The organism is Coprococcus sp. AF38-1 (assembly GCF_003603945.1).
GTDB lineage: Bacteria > Bacillota > Clostridia > Lachnospirales > Lachnospiraceae > Coprococcus > Coprococcus aceti.
In genome coordinates, this window is sequence record NZ_QVGO01000006.1 from 171,275 (window position 1) to 191,518 (window position 20,244).

At 46.6% G+C, this 20,244-nt stretch carries 19 protein-coding genes; 18 read left to right on the forward strand and 1 reads right to left on the reverse strand.

What is annotated here, in order from left to right:
• The first annotated feature begins 60 nt into the window (after window positions 1-60).
• From fabF to DW025_RS10360, 12 genes are all read left to right on the forward strand, one after another.
• Window positions 61-1,296 carry a beta-ketoacyl-ACP synthase II gene (fabF, locus tag DW025_RS10305; protein WP_119999928.1) on the forward strand — a complete coding sequence of 412 codons (1,236 nt, stop codon included), beginning with the start codon at window positions 61-63 and terminating at the stop codon, window positions 1,294-1,296.
• Between the two features lie 337 nt (window positions 1,297-1,633).
• Window positions 1,634-2,983, forward strand: a complete 1,350-nt coding sequence (locus tag DW025_RS10310; RefSeq protein ID WP_015534628.1) for an aspartate aminotransferase family protein — start codon at window positions 1,634-1,636, stop codon at window positions 2,981-2,983.
• A gap of 26 nt (window positions 2,984-3,009) precedes the next feature.
• On the forward strand, window positions 3,010-4,584 hold the full coding sequence (locus tag DW025_RS10315) for an ABC transporter substrate-binding protein (RefSeq protein WP_119999814.1): 1,575 nt from the start codon (window positions 3,010-3,012) through the stop codon (window positions 4,582-4,584).
• A gap of 88 nt (window positions 4,585-4,672) precedes the next feature.
• A complete protein-coding gene (locus DW025_RS10320; protein ID WP_055145097.1) occupies window positions 4,673-5,602 on the forward strand; it encodes an ABC transporter permease in 930 nt (309 codons plus the stop codon).
• 2 nt (window positions 5,603-5,604) lie between these two features.
• On the forward strand, window positions 5,605-6,462 hold the full coding sequence (locus DW025_RS10325; RefSeq protein ID WP_117550193.1) for an ABC transporter permease: 858 nt from the start codon (window positions 5,605-5,607) through the stop codon (window positions 6,460-6,462).
• A gap of 12 nt (window positions 6,463-6,474) precedes the next feature.
• Window positions 6,475-7,500 carry an ABC transporter ATP-binding protein gene (locus DW025_RS10330; protein WP_119999816.1) on the forward strand — a complete coding sequence of 342 codons (1,026 nt, stop codon included), beginning with the start codon at window positions 6,475-6,477 and terminating at the stop codon, window positions 7,498-7,500.
• A gap of 4 nt (window positions 7,501-7,504) precedes the next feature.
• Window positions 7,505-8,488 (forward strand): ABC transporter ATP-binding protein, encoded by a 984-nt coding sequence (locus tag DW025_RS10335; protein WP_165854781.1) that lies wholly within the window; start codon window positions 7,505-7,507, stop codon window positions 8,486-8,488.
• Between the two features lie 22 nt (window positions 8,489-8,510).
• A complete protein-coding gene (locus DW025_RS10340; protein WP_118016938.1) occupies window positions 8,511-10,205 on the forward strand; it encodes an ammonium transporter in 1,695 nt (564 codons plus the stop codon).
• A gap of 16 nt (window positions 10,206-10,221) precedes the next feature.
• Window positions 10,222-11,151 carry a choline kinase family protein gene (locus tag DW025_RS10345; RefSeq protein ID WP_055224028.1) on the forward strand — a complete coding sequence of 310 codons (930 nt, stop codon included), beginning with the start codon at window positions 10,222-10,224 and terminating at the stop codon, window positions 11,149-11,151.
• Between the two features lie 51 nt (window positions 11,152-11,202).
• Window positions 11,203-12,438, forward strand: a complete 1,236-nt coding sequence (locus DW025_RS10350) for a M20 family metallopeptidase (protein WP_165854782.1) — start codon at window positions 11,203-11,205, stop codon at window positions 12,436-12,438.
• A gap of 91 nt (window positions 12,439-12,529) precedes the next feature.
• On the forward strand, window positions 12,530-13,294 hold the full coding sequence (locus DW025_RS10355) for a DeoR/GlpR family DNA-binding transcription regulator (protein ID WP_117550200.1): 765 nt from the start codon (window positions 12,530-12,532) through the stop codon (window positions 13,292-13,294).
• A 116-nt stretch (window positions 13,295-13,410) separates the two neighbouring features.
• Entirely contained in the window at window positions 13,411-14,301 is an 891-nt protein-coding gene (locus tag DW025_RS10360; RefSeq protein ID WP_117550201.1) for a Precorrin-6B methylase 2, read from the forward strand.
• 37 nt (window positions 14,302-14,338) lie between these two features.
• On the opposite strand, the gene DW025_RS10365 is transcribed toward DW025_RS10360, so the two are convergent.
• Window positions 14,339-15,085 carry a helix-turn-helix domain-containing protein gene (locus tag DW025_RS10365; protein WP_117550203.1) on the reverse strand — a complete coding sequence of 249 codons (747 nt, stop codon included), beginning with the start codon at window positions 15,083-15,085 and terminating at the stop codon, window positions 14,339-14,341.
• 838 nt (window positions 15,086-15,923) lie between these two features.
• On the opposite strand from DW025_RS10365, the gene DW025_RS10370 reads away from it, so the two are divergent.
• The 6 genes from DW025_RS10370 to atpA all read left to right on the forward strand — a co-directional run bounded on the left by DW025_RS10370 (window position 15,924) and on the right by atpA (window position 20,229).
• Window positions 15,924-16,397 carry an HAD domain-containing protein gene (locus tag DW025_RS10370; RefSeq protein ID WP_118016934.1) on the forward strand — a complete coding sequence of 158 codons (474 nt, stop codon included), beginning with the start codon at window positions 15,924-15,926 and terminating at the stop codon, window positions 16,395-16,397.
• 272 nt (window positions 16,398-16,669) lie between these two features.
• Window positions 16,670-17,347 carry a F0F1 ATP synthase subunit A gene (locus DW025_RS10375; protein WP_071849465.1) on the forward strand — a complete coding sequence of 226 codons (678 nt, stop codon included), beginning with the start codon at window positions 16,670-16,672 and terminating at the stop codon, window positions 17,345-17,347.
• 44 nt (window positions 17,348-17,391) lie between these two features.
• Window positions 17,392-17,616 carry an ATP synthase F0 subunit C gene (gene atpE / locus DW025_RS10380; RefSeq protein WP_004852001.1) on the forward strand — a complete coding sequence of 75 codons (225 nt, stop codon included), beginning with the start codon at window positions 17,392-17,394 and terminating at the stop codon, window positions 17,614-17,616.
• A gap of 103 nt (window positions 17,617-17,719) precedes the next feature.
• On the forward strand, window positions 17,720-18,226 hold the full coding sequence (gene atpF, locus DW025_RS10385; protein ID WP_022216974.1) for a F0F1 ATP synthase subunit B: 507 nt from the start codon (window positions 17,720-17,722) through the stop codon (window positions 18,224-18,226).
• Complete coding sequence (gene atpH / locus DW025_RS10390) at window positions 18,207-18,722, forward strand: ATP synthase F1 subunit delta (RefSeq protein WP_055145112.1); 516 nt, start codon at window positions 18,207-18,209, stop codon at window positions 18,720-18,722. The genes atpF and atpH overlap by 20 nt, the downstream gene beginning before the upstream one ends.
• Before the next feature lie 4 nt (window positions 18,723-18,726).
• Window positions 18,727-20,229: a F0F1 ATP synthase subunit alpha gene (gene atpA, locus DW025_RS10395; protein ID WP_022216972.1), complete on the forward strand. Its 1,503-nt coding sequence runs from the start codon at window positions 18,727-18,729 to the stop codon at window positions 20,227-20,229.
• The last annotated feature ends 15 nt before the right edge of the window (window positions 20,230-20,244 follow it).

The following is a 20,244-nucleotide window of genomic DNA, read 5'->3' on the forward strand; positions in this document are numbered from 1 at the left end:
TTTTATCTGGGGTGCAAAAATGCACTGTCAGCAGATAGAATGAAAAATACGAGGTATGAGATGAAAAGAGTAGTTGTAACAGGCATGGGTGCTGTGACACCTATAGGAAACAGTGTAGAAGAATTCTGGGATAATATAAAGAAGAATACAGTTGGTATCGGAGAGATCACAAAGTTTGATGTCAGCGATTACAAGTGCAAGCTTGCTGCTGAGGTGAAGAACTTTGATCCAAAGCAGTATATGGATCCAAAGGCGGCAAGACGTATGGAGCCATTTTGTCAGTATGCCATAGCAGCTACAGGCGAGGCGATCAAGGATGCAGGTCTTGACCTTGAGAAGGAAGACAGAACAAGGATCGGAACATGTATAGGAAACGGACTTGGCGGTGTGGCAACCATAGAGAAGGAGCACAAGAAGGTTGTAGAGGGCAAAGCGAACAGAGTCAGTGTAATGATGGTTCCTATGATGATATCCAACATGGCTGCGGGTAATGTTGCAATACAGTTTGGCCTTGAGGGCAAATGTACTGACATAGTTACAGCCTGTGCCACAGGAACAAACTCCATAGGAGAGGCTTACAGATATATACAGGCAGGAGAGGCCGATGTCATGGTTGCAGGTGGTGCAGAGTCACCTATCTGTGAGACAAATGTATCAGGATTTATCTCAATGACAGCACTTTCAAGTGCAGAGGATCCAATGAGAGCGTCCATACCATTTGACAAGGAAAGATGTGGATTCGTAATAGCTGAGGGCGCAGGAGTTGTCGTACTTGAGTCACTTGAGCATGCTCAGGCGAGAGGTGCCCAGATCCTGGCTGAGGTAGTCGGATATGGTTCAACCTGTGATGCATATCACATCACATCCCCTAAGGAGGATGGAAGTGGTGCAGGACGTGCCATGAAGCTTGCCATGGAGGAGGCCGGAATCACACCTGCTGACGTTGACTATATCAACGCACATGGAACAAGTACCCATCACAATGACCTCTTTGAGACAAGAGCCATCAAGTACGCTATGGGCGATGACGCATACAACGTGAACATCAATTCCACAAAGTCCATGATAGGACATCTGTTTGGAGCTGCCGGAGCAGTTGAGTTTATAACGTGCGTGAAGTCTATAGAGGATTCATACATCCATCCTACAGTAGGTCTCCGCGAGACAGAGGGCGAGATGGATCTCAACTACACCATGGGCGAGGGCGTTCATAAGGATATTAAATATGCGCTCAGCAACTCACTGGGATTTGGCGGACACAACGCAAGTATACTTGTGAAGAAGTTCGAGGCATAATGCTGACAGAGATTATTGCTGATCATATATAACAGGAAAACATCACTTCGGACACCGGAGTGATGTTTTTTTGTGCGCTGCCCCGGGTTAATAAAATAAATATTTGGGGGACATAAACTAATAAAACCACAAAACAACACAAAAAAACATGAAAAACAAATGAAAACCAGAAAAACCCACAAAATGTGTTGACAATCCCACAGGGCGTGGCTATGATACAAAGCAAAACAGAAGCGCGTATCTGATTTTAGAGTGCAAAGGGGCACGGAGATAGAACTGTAAAGTTTCATCTCTGTGCCCCTTTTGTTTTAACAGGGAAATCTTTTGGAGGTGGAATATGGCTACTAAATCAAGCATTATGGACACTAACAGCTACAGTGATGACTACAGTTCACTGCTCAGTAACACGACAAGGGATATGATAAACCGCCGTGAGAAATGGATGGGTGGTGCATACAGACTTTTCTATAGAAAGCCGGTCAACCTTGTGAGAGGACAGGGACAGTACCTCTGGGATGCAGAGGGAAATAAATATCTGGACATGTACAACAATGTGGCAGGAATCGGTCATTGCCATCCTGCTGTGGTCGAGGCAGTTACAGAGCAGATGAAGCTTTTAAATACCCACACACGTTATCTGCATGAGAGGATCATTGATTACAGTGAGGATCTGCTGAAGATGATGCCGGACGAGATAGACAAGATAATGTTCATGTGTACCGGTTCTGAGGCAAATGACCTGGCACTTAGAGTGGCACAGGAATACACGGGCGGTACCGGAATCATAGTTTCAAGGGAGGCGTACCACGGAACAAGTGCTCTGACATCGGGATGTTCACCGGCTCTTGGAAGTGAGCAGCCACTGCTTCCGAATGTAAGACTCATTGAGACACCTGACTATTACAGACATGGCGGTACACCTGAGGAGTTCACCGCATGGTACTCAGGAGAGATGCAGAAGAAGATCGATGAGCTGGAGGCAGCAGGATATAAGTTCTCATGCTTCCTTGCAGATTCTATATTTTCATCAGATGGAGTACATCCGAATCCGGTCGGTTTCCTGAAGGCGGCCATCGATGTGGTACATAAGAATGGCGGTGTATTCATCGCCGATGAGGTACAGCCGGGATTTGCAAGAACGGGAGATGCGTTCTGGGGATTTGCCAGACATGGAATCATACCTGACATGGTGACAACAGGAAAGCCTATGGGTAACGGAATTCCGATCTCAGGACTTGCCGCCAAGCATGAGGTGCTCGCCGCATTCAGCGACAAACTTCCATATTTCAATACATTTGGAGGAAATCCGGTGGCTATCGCAGCCGCACAGGCTGTGCTTAATGTCATAAAAGAAGAAAAGCTGCAGGAGCATTGCAAGGTGGTCGGTGCAAAGCTTCTGAAAGCATTGCAGGAGGTAAAGGACAGACATCCTGATTCTGTGGGAGACGTCAGAGGCGCAGGCCTGTTCATTGGATTTGAGCTTGCGAAGAATGACGGCAAGAAGACTCCGGATCAGCAGAAGGCACTGGATGCCATCGAACTTCTGCGAGACAACAATGTACTGACTTCTGTTGCAGGCCCTTATGGAAATGTCTTAAAGCTTCGTCCGCCTATGGCATTCCAGGAGTGTGATATCGACTGGATAGCATCAACCCTCGATAAATGTCTGCATCAGCTTGAGTCATAGATAAAACACGAAAAGGAGGAAGAATTATGAAAAAGAAAATTTGCTCAATACTTTTGGCAGCCGCACTGGCACTTTCAGTGACTGCGTGTGGAAGCTCTGGAGGAAGTACAGATGGGAGCACACAGGCAGTGACAACAAGCTCTGAGTCCAAGACGGACAAGGACACACTGGTGATCCTGGGAGCAGAGAACTGGCAGGCATCACTCAGCCCACTGAAGCACACTTCCACGATGATGCTTCACGCAGAGGCCATAGCTCTGGAACATCTACTGGTCATGGATGAGAAGACACAGGAGCCACAGCCTAATCTTGCTACTGAGTGGTCATATGACGACAGTCAGACAGTCTTGACGGTCAAGCTTCGTGAGGGCGTAAAGTTCCACGACGGTTCAGACTTTACCGCAGAGGATGCCGCAGCATCATGTGAGGCATATTCAAGCTCACAGAACGTATCCGGTTCATGGTGGGCAGATGAGTTAAAGTGTAAGGTCATCGACGATTATACATTTACCATAACTCCGGCATCGGGAAAACCTCTTGGCTCTCTGGTCAACATGCTTTGTTCAACTCCGATAATGTCCGCTGACGATCTTGCAGATCCTGAGAACACTCTGGATAAGAGATACAACGGAACCGGCCCATACAAGATGGTAAGCTTTGAGAACGATACAGCTATATATGAGTTGTTCGATGATTACTGGGGAACTCTTCCTAAGATAAAGAAGATCGAGTACAAGTACGTTGCGGATGCCACAACACGTCTGTCAGCACTGCAGTCAGGTGAGGCCGATGTCATCGAGCGTGTTGATTCCGATGCGGTGTCTGTGCTTGAGTCAGACAGCAATATCGTGGTTGACAAGTTCCTCACCACAGAGTGTAAGCACCTTATTCCAAAGTTCAAGATGCCGCCTATGAATGAGAAGCTCGTCAGAAAGGCGATAGCCTACGCGATCGATTATGACGGAATCGTAAATGATATATTTGGCGGATATGCAGAGAAGGCAGACAGCTTTATCTCCTCAACTATATGGGGCTACAAGGCTGTAGGTGGTGTCGGCGAGTACGATCCTGAGAAGGCTGCAGAGTGCCTGAAGGAAGCCGGCTATGAGAATGGCGAGGGTCTTCCAGAGCTCAACATCTACACATCCGTTGGTTTTTACCCTAAGACAAAGGAATATTACGAGTACATTGCAGCTTGTTTACAGGCTGTCGGTATCAACTGTAAGGTCGTTCCACTTGATACTTCATCATGGGGCGATGTGTTATATGAAGGAACTCCTTGCTACATGATCGACTGTGGATGGCAGCCATCAGGTATCGAGCCTGAGCTGAAGCTGAATTCATGGTATGCAGCAGGTCGAATCAGCCACTATGAGCCTACGGCAGAGCTTCAGGACATCATGGACAGATTCGCAACTGAGACAGACCCAGATAAGAGAAAGCAGATCCTTCAGGACGAGTACCTTCCGGCCCTGGCAGAGGAGATGCCTGATATCCCTATCATCAAGTCCATGACTATCTTCGGAGTAAGATCAAATGTCAAAGGTCTTGAGTACACAAGTGGTGCAGATTATATCTTCACAAATGTCACAAAAGAGTAAGCGCATAGCAATATATTAGATTCACAAAAAGGGGCTGCATGTGTAAGGATACAGCATGTGGCCCTTTTTAAGAAGGGAGGAAATCAAAGTGCTGGGAACCGTTTTAAAAAGACTTGCACAGGGCATTTTTGTTACCTTTTGCGTTATATTTATCAGCTTTGTAATACTTCGAATGATACCGGGAGATCCGGCGAAGGTCATGGCTCCGACAGCAACAGTAGAACAGCAGCAGGCGATCAGAGACAGTATGGGACTGGAAAAGTCCATCCCGGAGCAGTTTAAAATGTACATGGTGAATCTGTTCCATGGAGATCTTGGTGAGTCCTATTTCAAGAGCGATACAGTTCTGAATGTTATGGAGCAGGCAACACCGTTATCATTGATACTGCTGATATCTTCAGTGGTCATATCGATCATATTATCTTTGATCCTGGGAACCATCGCAGGACTAAATGGAAATAAATGGGAAGATCGTCTCATCTCGAGTATTGCGGTACTGTTCCAGTCAATGCCCAACTACTGGGTATCCTCCGTGTTGATCATTATTTTCTCAGTCAGACTTGGACTGTTGCCGTCAATGGATTATTCAGGACCTGCATCCTGCGTGCTCCCGACAGTTGCACTGGCACTCCCGCTCACGGCGGTGCTTACCAAGGTTGTGCGTTCCTCACTGATAGACAGCTACAATCAGGAATTTGTCAAGGTTGCATATGCGAGAGGAATATCGACAGTGGCGATATATTTCAAATACGCACTCAGGAATTCACTTATCCCTGTACTGATATCCCTCGGAACACAGCTTGGCTTCCTGGTAGGAAGTATCGTTGTCGTTGAGTATGTATTTAACTTCCCGGGAATCGGATACACGGTGTTAAATGCGATCCTTCGAAGAGATTACAACCTGGTTCAGGGGATTATCATTCTGTTTTCTGTATTCTTTATTGTTTTGAATATTGCCATTGATCTTGGAAGTATCCGTCTTGATCCACGAATGAGAAAAGCACAGGGAGGACTGTAATTATGAAGAAAAAAAGTAAATTTAGATCAGTCCTTCAGTGGATTGGTAAAAACAAATTATTTACACTTGGAATCATTATTGTAGGAATCTATCTCCTTGCCGGAATCTTTGCGCCGCTCATCGCGCCGTCGGACCCGGGCAAAGCAAATCCATCCATCAGACTATTGAAACCGTTTCAGGATCCGGCACACTGGCTGGGAACTGATGCCATAGGACGTGATCTGTTCTCGAGACTTTTGTATGGGATCCGTACCTCAGTCATAATTGGTTTCTGCAGCGTTCTGCTGGCCGCCATCATAGGACTGATAGTCGGAATCATATCCGGTCTCACAAGTCCGGGACCTCTGGATTCAGTGCTGATGAGAATCACCGATGTACAGATGGGATTCCCATTTATCGTACTTGCCATGATCGCACTCACACTGTTCGCACCGAATGAGGTGTCGGTAACCATAGTGCTGAGTCTGGCACTGTGGCCGGCCTATGCGAGAACGGTGCGGTCAAATGTAATACCCCAGAAGAGCACAGATTATATCGCAGCGGCAAAGCTCATGGGGGCGAGCTCATGGAGGATATCCACGAAGTATATCGGCAAGAATCTGATCCCTGCCATGCTTCCTCTCATACCGCTTGATATCGCCGGAATGATCATCAACGAGAGCTTGCTCAGCTACATGTCACTCGGTATAAATCCGCCAAAGATATCCCTTGGAAACATAATGTCCGATGCCCGTGGCTATATTGCATCTGATGCATGGTATATCATGATTCCCGGCATCGTTCTTATCATCATGGTTCTCGGACTGAATTTTATCGGTGACAATCTTCAGGTTCATTTCGATCCAAAGCTTCGCAAATAGGAGGATAACAGTATGGATAATAATACAGAAAAAGATACAGATGTGATCCTTGAGGTAAAGGATTTAAAGACCTATTTCAAGACCGGTCCGCACAAAGTCGTGAAAGCAGTTGAGGGAGTCAACTTCTCACTGCGGAAGGGCAAGGTGCTTGGAATAATAGGAGAGAGTGGTTCCGGCAAGAGCGTGACGGCGAGATCGATACTGAGGATCGTGGAATCTCCGGGTTACATAGCAGGCGGCGAGATCAGGTTCAAAGGTCAGGATATACTGAAGCTCCCGGAGAAGGAGATGAAGAGCATCCGTGGAAATGAGATCTCCATGATATTCCAGGATCCTACTACATCGTTCAATCCCTACATGACAATTGGAGCACAGCTTGCCGAGGCCTATAACGCACATACCCCATCGGGCTCAGAAAAGGCAAAACAGGAGATAATGAGAGTTCTCAAGCTTGTCGGAATAACCAACGGCGAGGAGGTCATAAAGAAATACCCGTGTGAGTTCTCAGCGGGTTTCAGACAGAGGATATTCATAGCGATGTCAATGATATTGTACCCGGATCTGCTCATAGCGGACGAGCCTACAACAAGTCTTGGAATCACCATTCAGGCGGAGATCATCGAAGCCCTCAGTGAGGTGCAGAAGCAGACCGGCATCTCCATCATGATAATCACCCACGACTTTGGCGTGGTGTCCCAGTTCTCAGACGACATATTTGTCATGTATGCGGGAAGATGCGTGGAGTCGGCATCCAAGAAGGAACTGCTCAGAAATCCAAAGCATCCTTATACGGTTGGACTTATCCGTTCTGTGCCGCTTCTCGAGGCTCGTAAGACGAAGAGACTGAAATCCATTCCGGGATTCCCGCCGGATATGTCAAATGTCCCGGAGGGATGTCCATTTGCTTCCCGTTGTGAATATGCGAAAGATATATGTCATAAAGAGGTGCCGGCACTGAAACCGGTTGGAGAGGGACATATGTGTGCCTGCCATTTCCCACTGGATTATGACATTAACGAAGATACAGAATTGGGGTGATCATATGAAGGATATAGTATTATCTTGCGATAATCTGCAGAAGCACTATCCGGTGAAAAAGGGAATGTTCAACAAGGTTGTCGGACAGAAGAACATAGTCGACCATGTCTCGCTGGAGCTGGAAAAGGGCAAGACACTTGCGATCGTCGGAGAGTCGGGCTGTGGCAAGACGGTGCTGACGAGAGTCCTGTTGGGAATTGAGGACAAGACGGACGGAAGTATCGTATTTGAAGGAAAATCCGTGGACGATATGACGCCCCAGGAAAAGAGCGATATGAAGGCAAAGATACAGATGATCTTTCAGGACACTCTGGGATCGCTGCATCCGAGAATGAGTATCCGTGAATCACTTGAGGAGCCATTGATCCTGAATGGAGTGAAGGACAAGGAGGAGAGGGAGAAGATCATTCTGGACACACTTTCACAGGTTGGAATGGCACCGATGTTCCTTGACAGATATCCGCATCAGTTATCCGGTGGACAGAGACAGAGGATAATCATAGCGCGGTGTCTGGTCGTCACACCGAAGATCATATTTGCCGATGAGCCTATATCGGCACTGGACGTGTCATTGCAGGCACAGGTCATAAATATGCTGATGGATCTGCAGGACAAATATAAGTTGTCCATGCTGCTGATCGCCCACGATCTGGCTGTGGTGAGACAGATCGCGGATCAGATAAAGATCATGTATTTCGGAGAGATAGTCGAGAGTGCACCGAGCAGCGAGATATACAAGAATGCGCAGCACCCATATACAAAGGTTCTGCTCAAGGCGGCTCCGAGTATAAGCAAGGGACTTGAGGATGCGGGCTTTGACATAGACCTTAAGCCAGGTGATATACCTGATCCGGCAAAGCCGATGCCGGGATGTCCGTTCTGTACACGCTGTATATATGCGGATGAACGTTGTATGAAGGAGCGCCCGGAGGAGACAGAGGTATCACCGGGACATACGGTTCGCTGTCACAAGGCAGGACAGATATAACAGAGATTAAGGAGGAATCGTGATGGAATATAGTGCAGTCAGTACGATATGGATTATGGTAGGAACGGTACTCATTTTCTTCATGCAGGCGGGCTTTGCGATGCTTGAGACCGGCATGACGAGGGTAAAAAATGCAGGAAATATTGCCATGAAGAATCTGGTTGACTATTGTATCGGTTCGGTGACGTTCTGGTTGATAGGATTCGGAATTATGTATGGCGGCGACGGAGCTGTACTGGGTAAGATCAAGGGCGTGGCAATGGAATCGGTATATGGAGGCGGCATGCTTCCTGACGGGATCCCATTCTGGGCATTCCTGATATTTCAGACAGTATTCGCTGCGACGGCGGCGACCATCGTGTCGGGTGCCATGGCGGCGAGAACTAAATTTGCAGCATATTGTATCTACAGTCTGATGATAAGTCTGGTGATCTATCCTATATCGGGACACTGGATATGGGGAGACGGCTGGCTGGCACAGCTCGGATTCCATGATCTTGCCGGATCCACAGTTGTACATATGGTGGGCGGTGCCGCTGCATTTGCAGGAGCGTGGATGCTCGGCCCGCGTATCGGAAAGTATTCAAGAAGCGGAAAGTCGAAGAAGATACCGGGACACAGCATGCCGCTGTCAGTGCTTGGAATATTTATCCTGTGGTTTGGCTGGTTCGGCTTCAACGGAAGCTCGGTTCTGCCACTGACAGGAGATACGGTGTCGCTAGTTGGCAAGGTGTTCTGTAACACCAATCTATCCGCTGCGGCTGGAGCAGTCACAGCGATGTGTATAAGCTGGGCGTGGAAGAAGAAGCCGGATATCGCCATGACACTCAACGGCGCTCTGGCAGGCCTGGTTTCTATCACTGCGGGAGCCGACGTTATAAGTACACCACTTGCGGTGTTGGTCGGAATCGTGTCCGGAGCGATAGTAGTTGGGGGAATGCATTTCATAGAGAACGTGGTAAAGATAGATGATCCTGTGGGAGCCATCGCGGCACACGGATTCGGTGGCCTGTGGGGAACTGTAGCGGTTGGATTATTCTCTGATGGAACCGCCACAAAGACAAAGGGACTGCTGCTCGGCGGTGGTGGCTATCAGTGCGGAATCCAGATCCTTGGCGGAATAGTTGTGTTCCTGTATGTATTTGCAGCTTCGGCACTACTGTTCAAGATCGTTCAGAAGACCATCGGCCTTCGTGTATCGGCTGAGGATGAGATGGATGGACTGGATATCAGTGAGCACGGATTTTCAAATACTTACACAGAGGTGCTGTCCTCAGACGGAATAAGCGCGCCTATGATGAATGTGCCTAAGATCGATGGCAAGGCATTTGACAGCACAGAAAATGCGGAGAATCTTAACATATCCAAGGTGGTCATCATAGCGAGAAAGAACAAGCTTGACGCACTGCTTCACGCCATGAATGACATAAATGTAACTGGAGTTACGATCACGGATGTGACCGGATATGGTATACAGAAGGGAAATAATGACAAATATTACCGCAGCTCGGATGCGGATCTGAACCTGCTTCCTAAAGTGAAGGTCGAGGTCATAGTCAGCACTGTACCTGTGTCCAGGGTTGTGGAAACTGCGGAGAAGGTGCTGTACTCCGGCAACTATGGCGATGGCAAGATATTCGTATACGATGTGAAAAATGTTGTGAAGGTTAGAACCGGAGAGGTTGGAAGAGAAGCATTGATTGATGAGAGCAAGTAGGAGAGGAGGCTTTTTTATGCGCAAGACAACAATTGATGAGGCGATCGCAAGGGTCGATGACTGGAAGGGCAAGGAGATCAGTTGCAAGCCCGTTTCAGGAGGAATAACGAATCCGAATTTCAAAGTGGATGTGGAGGGAGAGCATTTCTTCCTCAAGATACCGGGAGCCGGCACGGATTACATAAACCGTGAAGTATGCCACGAGGCAAATGTGATCGCGGACGAGAGCAAGGCAGGCCCAAGAGTCTATTATTATTTCGAGGATACAGGTGTTGAGATATTCCAGTGGCTTGACGGCTACCGCCAGGTGACATTTGGCGATGTGTATGACAAAGATATATTCCAGTCGATATTCGAGAGGATCAGGGACTTCCACCATCTCGAGACAAAGCCGCTGAACCTGAAGCAGAGCATATTTGAACAGGCGTGGGATATGAACGCAAGGGCGAAGAAGGGCGGCTATATATCACCGTTTAATGACAAGATGGAGTATCTGCTCTCTGCTATTGAGAAGGCACTGGCGGGCAGTGAGGAGCTGTGTCCGTGCCACAATGATTTCTGGACAAACAACCTGATGTACAACGAGGAGACAAATGATCTGAAGATCATAGATTATGAGTATGCGTCCATGAATGATCCTTATGTGGATCTGGGTCTGATATCTGCTGTGAACTATTTCACCGAGGATATGGACGTGGAGATGATGAAGATATACGGCGGAGGCAAGGTTGATGAGAGAGCATTTGCCAGAATGAAGCTGAACAAGATAGCCTGCGATATCAAGTGGGCGTATTGGGCACTGTATCAGGCGGCCAGCTCCAACGTGGAGTTTGATTACATGAACTGGTATGGACAGAAGATGGCGAGACTGCAGCATTTCTGGCTCGATTCAAGGCTGGATTACTGGCTCGACGTTGCGAGGGAGAAGAGTACCCGTATCAGTTGATGATCAGCAGATCGTATTATGAAACCGGTTCAGGAAAGGGAGATGTATATCATGAAAGATTATTATAAGAATATGGAAGATTCATGGGTAGAATTTGTCAGTAAGAATATACGCGCACAGGCATATTCCGGGGAGGAGAGAGCCACCTCGGAGGTGTTTATGCAGGCCATGGAGGAGCTTGGTATTGAGCATTTCCGCGATGAGTGCGGCAACGTGGTCGGAGTCATCCGCGGAGAGGGTGACGGTCCAAACGTGCTTCTGACTGGACATATGGATGTTGTGCCTGAGGGAAGCATAGATGCATGGAGTCCGTATTCGCCATTTGAGCCGAAGGTGGAGGATGGAAAGTTATACGGCAGAGGCATAAGCGATATGCTTGCTGGCCTGACTTCGGAATTCTTTGCATTTATGGAGATCAAAAAGCTGGTGGATGCCGGGGCGAAGATATCGGGCAATCTTATATTTGCTGCAGTCGTCCATGAGGAGCCGGCGGAGAGTATCGGAACGATTTATCTTATGGAGCACACTCTTCCGGAGCACGGCCTTGATGTTGACCTGTGCTATCTGGGGGAGCCGTCAGACGGCAATCTTGCCATCGGACAGCGAGGCAAGATCGAGCTTGTCATAGAGGTGTACGGTAAGGTGGCGCACTCGTCTGCTCCGCAGGAGGGCATAAATGCTGTTGAGAAAGCTCTCCCTATAATGGATGCGATCATGCATAACTTTGGCAGGGAACCGCTCGTACATGAGATGGGTAAGACGTCCATGGTCATCACTGATGTGGTGGTAACACCGGGACAGAAGTATTCCTGTGTGCCGGACTATTGTGAGATCACAGTGGATCAGAGATATGTGCCACCTATGACCATAGAGGATACGGTGAGCAGGGTTCAGAAATTCCTGGATGAGCAGAAGAAAAATGATCCTGAGCTCAGAGCTGTCGTTCATCCGAGAATGAATAAGAGGACGTGTTACACCGGTTATGAGGCGGAGGCGGCAAAGCAGCATCCGGCGTGGGTGACCGGCAAGGATAATGAGTATGTCGAGCTGACATACAGGACGCTTAAGGAGCTTGGTCAGGATGTTGAAAAGATATATTGGCAGTTTGGAACCGACGGAAGCGTTATATGCGGCAAATACAACATACCGACTATAGGATATTCGGGTGCGATGATGAGTCAGGCGCATCAGGCAAAGGAGCATGTGGAGATCGACAGGATCCTCGACTGTATAGAGGGATATACTGCGGTTCTCTGCAGGCTGTATGGACTGGATATGTCGGAATAAAGGTTTACACGGCACCGCTTATTTTGATACAATCATGTTGCAGGTCAGAAAACATAGGGCTCAGTTTATAAGGAAGTAAGGGAGGGGACAGATGTTAGCAGATCAGCGTAAACAGATAATATTGGATCAGGTAAATCTTAATCATTCGGTTACTGTTGCCAGACTGGTTGAGCTGCTGGGCGTGTCGACCGAGACGGTGAGACGTGATCTTGAGGATCTTGAAAATAACAACATGCTCACGAGGGTACACGGCGGTGCGGTTTCTGTGAAGAAGAGATACCGGTTTGAGAATATGGATGTCAGGGGCACATCCAATATGGAACTCAAGGAGCAGATAGCCAGGAAAGCGCTTGAGTATGTGAAGGATGGAGACACCATAGCGATAGATTCAGGCAGCACGGCGTCATTGTTCGCCATGGCACTGAAGGCGCGCAATTTTGACTCACTATCCGTCATAACCTATTCCTCGGAGGTGTTCTCCATATTATCGGAATGTGAAAATTACAGGATAACCCTGCTGGGCGGTGAATATCTCCCGAAGGAGAAGTTGTTTTATGGCTTCCTGACACATGAGGCGATGCAGAAACTGTATTTTTCAAAGGCATTTGTAGTACCTTCGGCACTTTCGGTCGAGGATGGCGCACATGATTTTATAAGGGAGACCTATGAGAATCAGTGCATGCTGATAGGCCATGCTAGCGAGGTATTTCTGCTGGCGGACAGCACGAAATTCGAGACAAAGGGAGATTTCAAGCTCAGTGATCTCCAGCCGGAATTCACCATCATAACCGACGATAAGCTTCCGGAGTCCGTATACAATATGTATAGAGATCACAAGCTGAACGTGGTAAGTTGATGACAGTCAAAAAAGTGTCTGTTTGCCTCTCTTTGGGTGTACAGAAGATCGATAAAATAGTATAATAAATATGCTATATAAAAGATTGGACGGACAACTAAAGGAGGGTTATGGTTATGTACGAGAACAAGGATATGCTCAGTTGGCTTGGCTATTTTGCAGACATAATGAAGGTCAGTCCTGAGAAGATAAAGATGCTGAATATATGCGGAAAGCAGAAGAACGTTGTTCCGACTATAGACACACACAAGAGAGTTCTTATATTTGCAGATCAGAGTCATGAGGATCTGTTGTACACGCTTTGGGAGAAGGGCTTTGGCGAGTATGACATGTGGTATGCAGAGGGTGTGGAGCCCGGCGGCGAGGTTCACCATGACAAGCTGGAGAAGGTGCTGAACAGGAAGATAACAGGGCCTACAGTTATATTCATCATGAACGAGAAGACAAGGGAATCCGTCAGATACGGAATTGCAAATGATTTCTTCTCGGCTGGAACAGTACACTATGTCGGCAAGGAGATAAGAGCAGTCATCATGAGTCTGCTGGATGTGGATACGCATGACACCATCCTGGCACTCCAGGCCGAGAGTATAGTCATTGAGGCTGCGATCGTGGCAAGCGAGGGCAACATTATAGCCGTTGAGCCGGACGAGGGTTCGAGAAGATCCATGGAGGAGAATGTTGACAAGTTCGGAGTACATAATGTACAGATAATCCCAGATATGAGCGAGGAGACTCTGGCAGCCATACCTGTTCCGAGACTGGCATTCATAGTTGCAAATCATTATCTGGAGTCAGATATGGAGAGACTGCTCAAGATCAATCCGAATATGCAGTTTGTCATATACACACTTGATCTTGGAATACTTGCACAGGCAAAGCTCATATTTGACAAGCTCGGAATAAAGAATATGGAGGCTATTCAGATATCTGTATCCAAAACCAACAAGGACAACATGTTCGTTACCCAGCCGTCACCATGGCTTATCACCGGTGGAGCAGAGTAATCGACATCATAATATTTATATATAAGAAAAACCGCCTTTATGTAATAGGCGGTTTTCTTGTGTCTTCCAGACGGACGATTCCGAGGATCGTTCCCAGACAAATGATATCACTTGTGAGATACAGGGATCTATCACATCTGCTGACAGCTTCAAGGTATGGTGAGCCATCTTTTTCTGTATATTTTCTGATCATCTCGACTCCATTCTCGTTCAGGAATAACGCAATATCTCCGAAATGAGGAAAGTTTTGTTCCACGGCTATAATATCATCCTTAATATAGATAGGATGGAGCATATTGGTCGTGAGCCTCAGACAATAATCTGCCTTTGGAAAATAATCGGCGGGTATCTCTATAAATTCTGTCGCGTGTGTTGAGTAGTCTGAATTGGAAGCAAGCGTGTGAGTTGAGGAAATACACGGAATCCTGCGCGTTTTGGCGCAGTACGCATCCGCTGAAGGAAGCTTCTTCTGCATGTGATCTTCAGAGTCCGCCATTAGCATGACCATCCGCTTGCCGTGGATGTTGAGTGTTCTGTATTTTTGCAGGAGATACAATTCCTCGTCCGTAAGGCTGCGCCTGTGGAGAAATCCATCCATGGTACATCCAAGTGCGTCTGCGATGGATATCATAAGCTGTATTCCCGGGCTCTTGGTCTTGCCGCTCCTGATGGCTTTTATCGTATCCTCAGAGACATCTGTCATCTCAGCTAACTGACTGATCGTAACCCCGCGTTCAGCCATGACTTCCCTGAGTCTTTTCCCTATATCGTATTGTTGCTGCATGTAATTCACCTCAGTAACATTATATAATAGAAGAAACAGGCTTGTCCAGTTGAAAAGTGTAAGAATATACACTTTTGCGATTTGTGTGTGCGCAGAAAAGTGTATGAACTGCTCTTTAATATGAAATTAAATATGATATAATGAATTTATCTGTTACATCGAGAGATGACAAGGGGGTCATTTTCTACAATAGTCTGTCACAATGGGGGTGACGGATTACGGCAGAGGGAACAAGGCTATCACGTGTCGAGCGTTAGGGCGTCGAACACGAGATAGCCTTTTTTCGTGGGGGGGCGAAGGACGGACGGCTGAGTATTCTTCCGCGGGGCGGGTATATCATCTGCTATATATGTGGTATCACGCTCTACTTCCTTCGCTTCGGCTTAGCTTCTATATGCACTCGTTTCCGGCCGCGATAAGGGCGATACGGTTTCCAACTCGGCAAGAAGCACCGAAGCTCAGTCGTATTCGCTACCGATACCACATATATAGCAGATGATATACAGCCGCGGAAGAATACCCAGCCTGTTTCTGGCGGAAGGGTGATGGGCGTGGCGAATTTTACTTTGATGATTTGGAAGAAAAGCTAATTATAAACGAAATGTTAAAATTATAAAAAAAGTATAAACTGGCGATATGTTAGATTTTATGCGGGTTTCTTGGGAAAACTGTGACAAAAAACTGTTTTTGTTACGAAAAATAATACAAAAATAAAAAATGATTAAAATTTGACTATAAGGGCAAATATATGACTTTAAATTTGTTTTGAATGGTGATAAAATACGCAAGCAAGGAGCGAGAGTAGCTTTTTAGAAAAAAGATAGGGGAGTATGACCGTATGAATGTAGTATTTTTTGATGTAGACGGCGTACTGAATTCGGAGAAATTCCTGTGTGAGAAGCATGGGGAGTTTATCAATCCTAAGAATGTGGCTAACCTCAAGATGGTTGTGGATGCCACAGGAGCGAAGCTGGTCATGACAAGTGACTGGAGAAAACAGGTGATTGATAAGGATATCAGTAAGGCACACGTAAGGGAACTGATAGACAGACTTGCGGATGCTGGAATGGAAGTATATGGGGCAACTTCTTCAGGGGATGAGCTCAGAAGCAAGTATGGAGATTATACCAGAGCCTGTGCAGTCAAGGATTATGTGACTGCGAATTCCGTAGAGGGATATGTCATACTGGATGATATGGATATGGACTGGGAGGCTCATGAACTCGATTCTCACTGGATCAACACAGAGAACGTACTTGTGGGGCTGTCTGAGGCAGATGCCAGGAATGCTATTTCTATAATAAACAAATAATAAATGAGAGAAGAAATAGTGTTTTGACATATAGGTGGTTGCGAAATAAGTAATTGAGAATGTGCCTGAGCTGTTTAGCTTTACCCACTCAGGGATATACGAAGCCGCCGGTCCTTAGATGGCGCGTTAGCGGCATCTTAGTACCGCAGCAGGCTGAGTTAAGCGGGAGCGCTCCCTGATGGGTATGCTAAAGCAGCTCAGACACTAGGATATTTGAATTTTCGCAAACACCTGATAGAAAACAGTGTGAAAGGAAGTGATGTCTTACGGATCTGGCAGAAGAGTTATCCAATGAACTCCAATGCAAAACAGTATTTACAATACCAATATTTGGTGGAATACCGGTAACAGAATCTGTGGTGGTAACATGGATCATTATGGCAGTGCTTGTGCTGTTGTCGATTATCCTTGTAAGGAATCTAAAAGTTGAGAATCCGGGTAAGAAACAGCTTGTGTTGGAGACCATAATAACTACTTTTAACAACCTGTTCAAAGGTGTTATCGGAGAGGCGGGCATGAAGTATGTTCCGTATCTGATAACGGTTATTCTGTACATCGGCATGGCCAACATCATGGGTGTATTTGGCTTTAAACCACCGACAAAGGATCTGAATGTGACAGCCTCACTGGCCATCATGAGTATCATACTCGTACAGGTGGCAGGAATACGAGGAAAGGGGACAAAAGGCTGGGTCAAGAGTTTTGCAGAGCCGGTAGCAATAGTTGCACCGCTTAATGTACTTGAGCTTGTCATCAAGCCGCTGTCGCTGTGTATGCGACTTTTTGGTAATGTTCTCGGAGCATTCGTCATCATGAAGCTGATAGAGGCAGTAGTTCCACTCATTGTCCCTATCCCACTCAGCCTGTACTTTGATTTCTTTGATGGATTTTTACAGGCATTTGTATTTACTTTCCTGACTACGCTTTACATGCAGGAAGCGATGGAGTAAAGATTATCTGATTTTAAAAATGAAAATAAGAAGGAGAAAATGATATGAACGGATTATTAGCAATTGGAGCAGGTATAGCAGCATTAGTAGGACTTGGCGCAGGACTTGGAATTGGTCTTGCAACATCAAAGGCAGTTGAGGCTGTAGCTAGACAGCCGGAGGCAGACGGAAAGATCACAAAGCTTCTTATCATCGGTTGTGCCCTTGCAGAGGCAACAGCTATCTACGGTTTCGTAATCGGACTTCTTGCAATCATTCTTCTTAAGTAATCAGATTTTTGGTCAGATGGATATTTTAATAGAAATATCTAATAGAAATCTGGAATTGCAGAAGAGATGCGGATAATAGAAACAGAAAGATAGGAGTGGCTATATGATTGATATAGAATTTTCTACAATAGCATTCACCATTATCAACTTAATAGTTCTGTTTCTTCTTTTGAAGAAGTTCTTGATAGGACCGCTCAACGATGTCATCAAGAAGAGAGAAGATATGATCGCTGGCACCATATCGGATGCCAACAATCAGAAGGCTGAAGCAATGAAACTCAAGTCTCAGTATGAGGATACCCTTGCAGGGGTTGATGCTGAGTGCAGGGATCTCCGTGAGAAATCCCGTGTGGAGGCCCAGAATGAGTACAGCCGTATCATAGATCAGGCTGATGCAAAGTCAGTCAAGATGATAAAGGATGCGGAGAAGACCATAGAGATCAAGCAGAACAAGGCACTTTCTGATATGCAGTCACAGATCGCAGAGCTTGCCATGGCAGCAGCCGGCAAGATCGTGGGCGGTGAAGGTGATGCGGAATCAGCAGGAGCTGCCATGTATGACGAGTTTTTGAATGAAGTAGGTGATTCAGGTGACACAGAAGGCAATTAATTACGGAATTGTCCTCTATCAGCTTGGAATCAGTCAGGACATGGTGGAGGAGATAAAGGCGCTTGTGGATGGTAGTCCGGAGCTGGTATATGCACTGGCAGATCCGGTGGTCAGCCACGCGGACAAGCGCAAGGTCGTTGACAGGGTATTTGACAGATTTGGCAATAAGGATCTGGTAAATTTCATGAAGACCCTGTGTGACAACGATGGATTTGACATGATACATGACATATTTGACGAGTATGAGAAGTATGCCAGAGAGCAGCAGGATATCCTTTCGGCAACTCTCTATTATGTCACACCGCCAACTGATAAGCAGAAGGCAGGTATCGAGAACTTCCTTATGAAAGAGTATGGAAGCAAGGCGGTACAGCTTTCTATGGTGGAGAAAAAAGAATTGATAGGTGGATTTGTCATAAGAACGGGAGACCGCGAGTACGACAGAAGCATTCTGGGCAGGTACAAATCCCTTAGACAGAAACTGGTTATGAGGTGATAAATTGAGTTCAATTAGTTCAGAGGATATTATTTCTATACTCAAAGAAGAGATAGAGAATTATGATTTTGACTCCAGGGACAAAGAAGTCGGTAAGGTCATCTATGTAGGTGATGGAATCGTAACCGTATACGGTATAGACAATGCCATGTACGGCGAGATCGTTGTTTTTGAGAATGGTGTCAAAGGTATGGTTCAGGATATCAGAAGAACAGAGATAGGATGTATTCTGTTCGGTCGTGATACAGGAATCAAAGAAGGAACAAAGGTCAGCAGAACGGGAAAGCGTGCAGGCATCCCTGTAGGCGATGCATTTATCGGACGTATAGTTGATGCCCTTGGAGCACCTATAGATGGAAAGGGCAGCATAGAGTCAACGGATTATCGTCCAATAGAGAATCCGGCTCCAAGCATAGTTGATCGTAAGTCGGTCAACCAGCCGCTTCAGACAGGAATCCTCTCGATAGATGCCATGTTCCCAATCGGAAGAGGACAGAGAGAGCTGATCATAGGAGACAGACAGACAGGTAAGACATCCATAGCGATAGATACCATTCTGAATCAGAAGGGCAAGGATGTCATCTGTGTATATGTGGCTATAGGCCAGAAGGCTTCAACAATAGCCAAGGTTGTAAATAACCTGAACAAATATGATGCCATGGACTACACGATAGTCGTTGCATCTACAGCAAGTGATTCAGCACCACTTCAGTATATTGCGCCTTATTCAGGTACAGCGATCGCTGAGTATTTCATGCATAAGGGCAAGGATGTGCTGATCGTGTACGATGATCTGTCAAAGCACGCTGTTGCTTACAGAACATTGTCACTGCTTCTCGGACGTTCACCAGGACGTGAGGCATATCCTGGAGATGTATTCTATCTCCATTCAAGACTTCTTGAGAGATCAAGTAAGCTTAAGGATGAGCTGGGCGGAGGCTCCATCACAGCCCTTCCTATTATCGAGACACAGGCAGGCGATGTATCTGCTTATATACCTACAAATGTTATATCTATCACAGATGGACAGATATTCCTCGAGAGCGATCTGTTCTTCTCAGGTATGAGACCTGCTGTCAACGTCGGTCTGTCGGTATCACGAGTTGGTGGTGCAGCGCAGACAAAGGCGATGAAGAAGGCCGCAGGAAGTATCCGTATCGACCTGGCACAGTACAGAGAGATGGAGGTGTTCACACAGTTCAGTTCAGATCTTGATGAGAACACCAAGGAACAGCTTCAGTATGGCAAGGGACTTATGGAGCTTTTAAAGCAGCCTCTGTGTAATCCGCTGTCAATGGCCGAGGAGGTTATCATCCTGGTAGCAGCTACCAATAAGGTATTCCTTCCAGTTGAGGTTTCAGAGGTCAAGAAGAAGAAACTTGAGATGCTTGAATACTTCCACAGTGCCCATAAGGATATCGTGGATGAGATCGAGGAGAAGCAGGTGCTTACCGATGAGCTGAAGGACAAGATAGTCGCAGCCGCTAAGGAGTTTATCGAGAGATAGATCTCAGGAGAAATA

Bases quoted from the DNA above. Each gene is read 5' to 3' on its own strand.
- fabF (WP_119999928.1), top strand. From the start codon at position 61: ATGAAAAGAGTAGTTGTAACAGGCATGGGTGCTGTGACACCTATAGGA.
- DW025_RS10310 (WP_015534628.1), top strand. From the start codon at position 1,634: ATGGCTACTAAATCAAGCATTATGGACACTAACAGCTACAGTGATGAC.
- DW025_RS10315 (WP_119999814.1), top strand. From the start codon at position 3,010: ATGAAAAAGAAAATTTGCTCAATACTTTTGGCAGCCGCACTGGCACTT.
- DW025_RS10325 (WP_117550193.1), top strand. From the start codon at position 5,605: ATGAAGAAAAAAAGTAAATTTAGATCAGTCCTTCAGTGGATTGGTAAA.
- DW025_RS10330 (WP_119999816.1), top strand. From the start codon at position 6,475: ATGGATAATAATACAGAAAAAGATACAGATGTGATCCTTGAGGTAAAG.
- DW025_RS10335 (WP_165854781.1), top strand. From the start codon at position 7,505: ATGAAGGATATAGTATTATCTTGCGATAATCTGCAGAAGCACTATCCG.
- DW025_RS10340 (WP_118016938.1), top strand. From the start codon at position 8,511: ATGGAATATAGTGCAGTCAGTACGATATGGATTATGGTAGGAACGGTA.
- DW025_RS10345 (WP_055224028.1), top strand. From the start codon at position 10,222: ATGCGCAAGACAACAATTGATGAGGCGATCGCAAGGGTCGATGACTGG.
- DW025_RS10350 (WP_165854782.1), top strand. From the start codon at position 11,203: ATGAAAGATTATTATAAGAATATGGAAGATTCATGGGTAGAATTTGTC.
- DW025_RS10355 (WP_117550200.1), top strand. From the start codon at position 12,530: ATGTTAGCAGATCAGCGTAAACAGATAATATTGGATCAGGTAAATCTT.
- DW025_RS10360 (WP_117550201.1), top strand. From the start codon at position 13,411: ATGTACGAGAACAAGGATATGCTCAGTTGGCTTGGCTATTTTGCAGAC.
- DW025_RS10365 (WP_117550203.1), bottom strand. From the start codon at position 15,085: ATGCAGCAACAATACGATATAGGGAAAAGACTCAGGGAAGTCATGGCT.
- DW025_RS10370 (WP_118016934.1), top strand. From the start codon at position 15,924: ATGAATGTAGTATTTTTTGATGTAGACGGCGTACTGAATTCGGAGAAA.
- atpE (WP_004852001.1), top strand. From the start codon at position 17,392: ATGAACGGATTATTAGCAATTGGAGCAGGTATAGCAGCATTAGTAGGA.
- atpF (WP_022216974.1), top strand. From the start codon at position 17,720: ATGATTGATATAGAATTTTCTACAATAGCATTCACCATTATCAACTTA.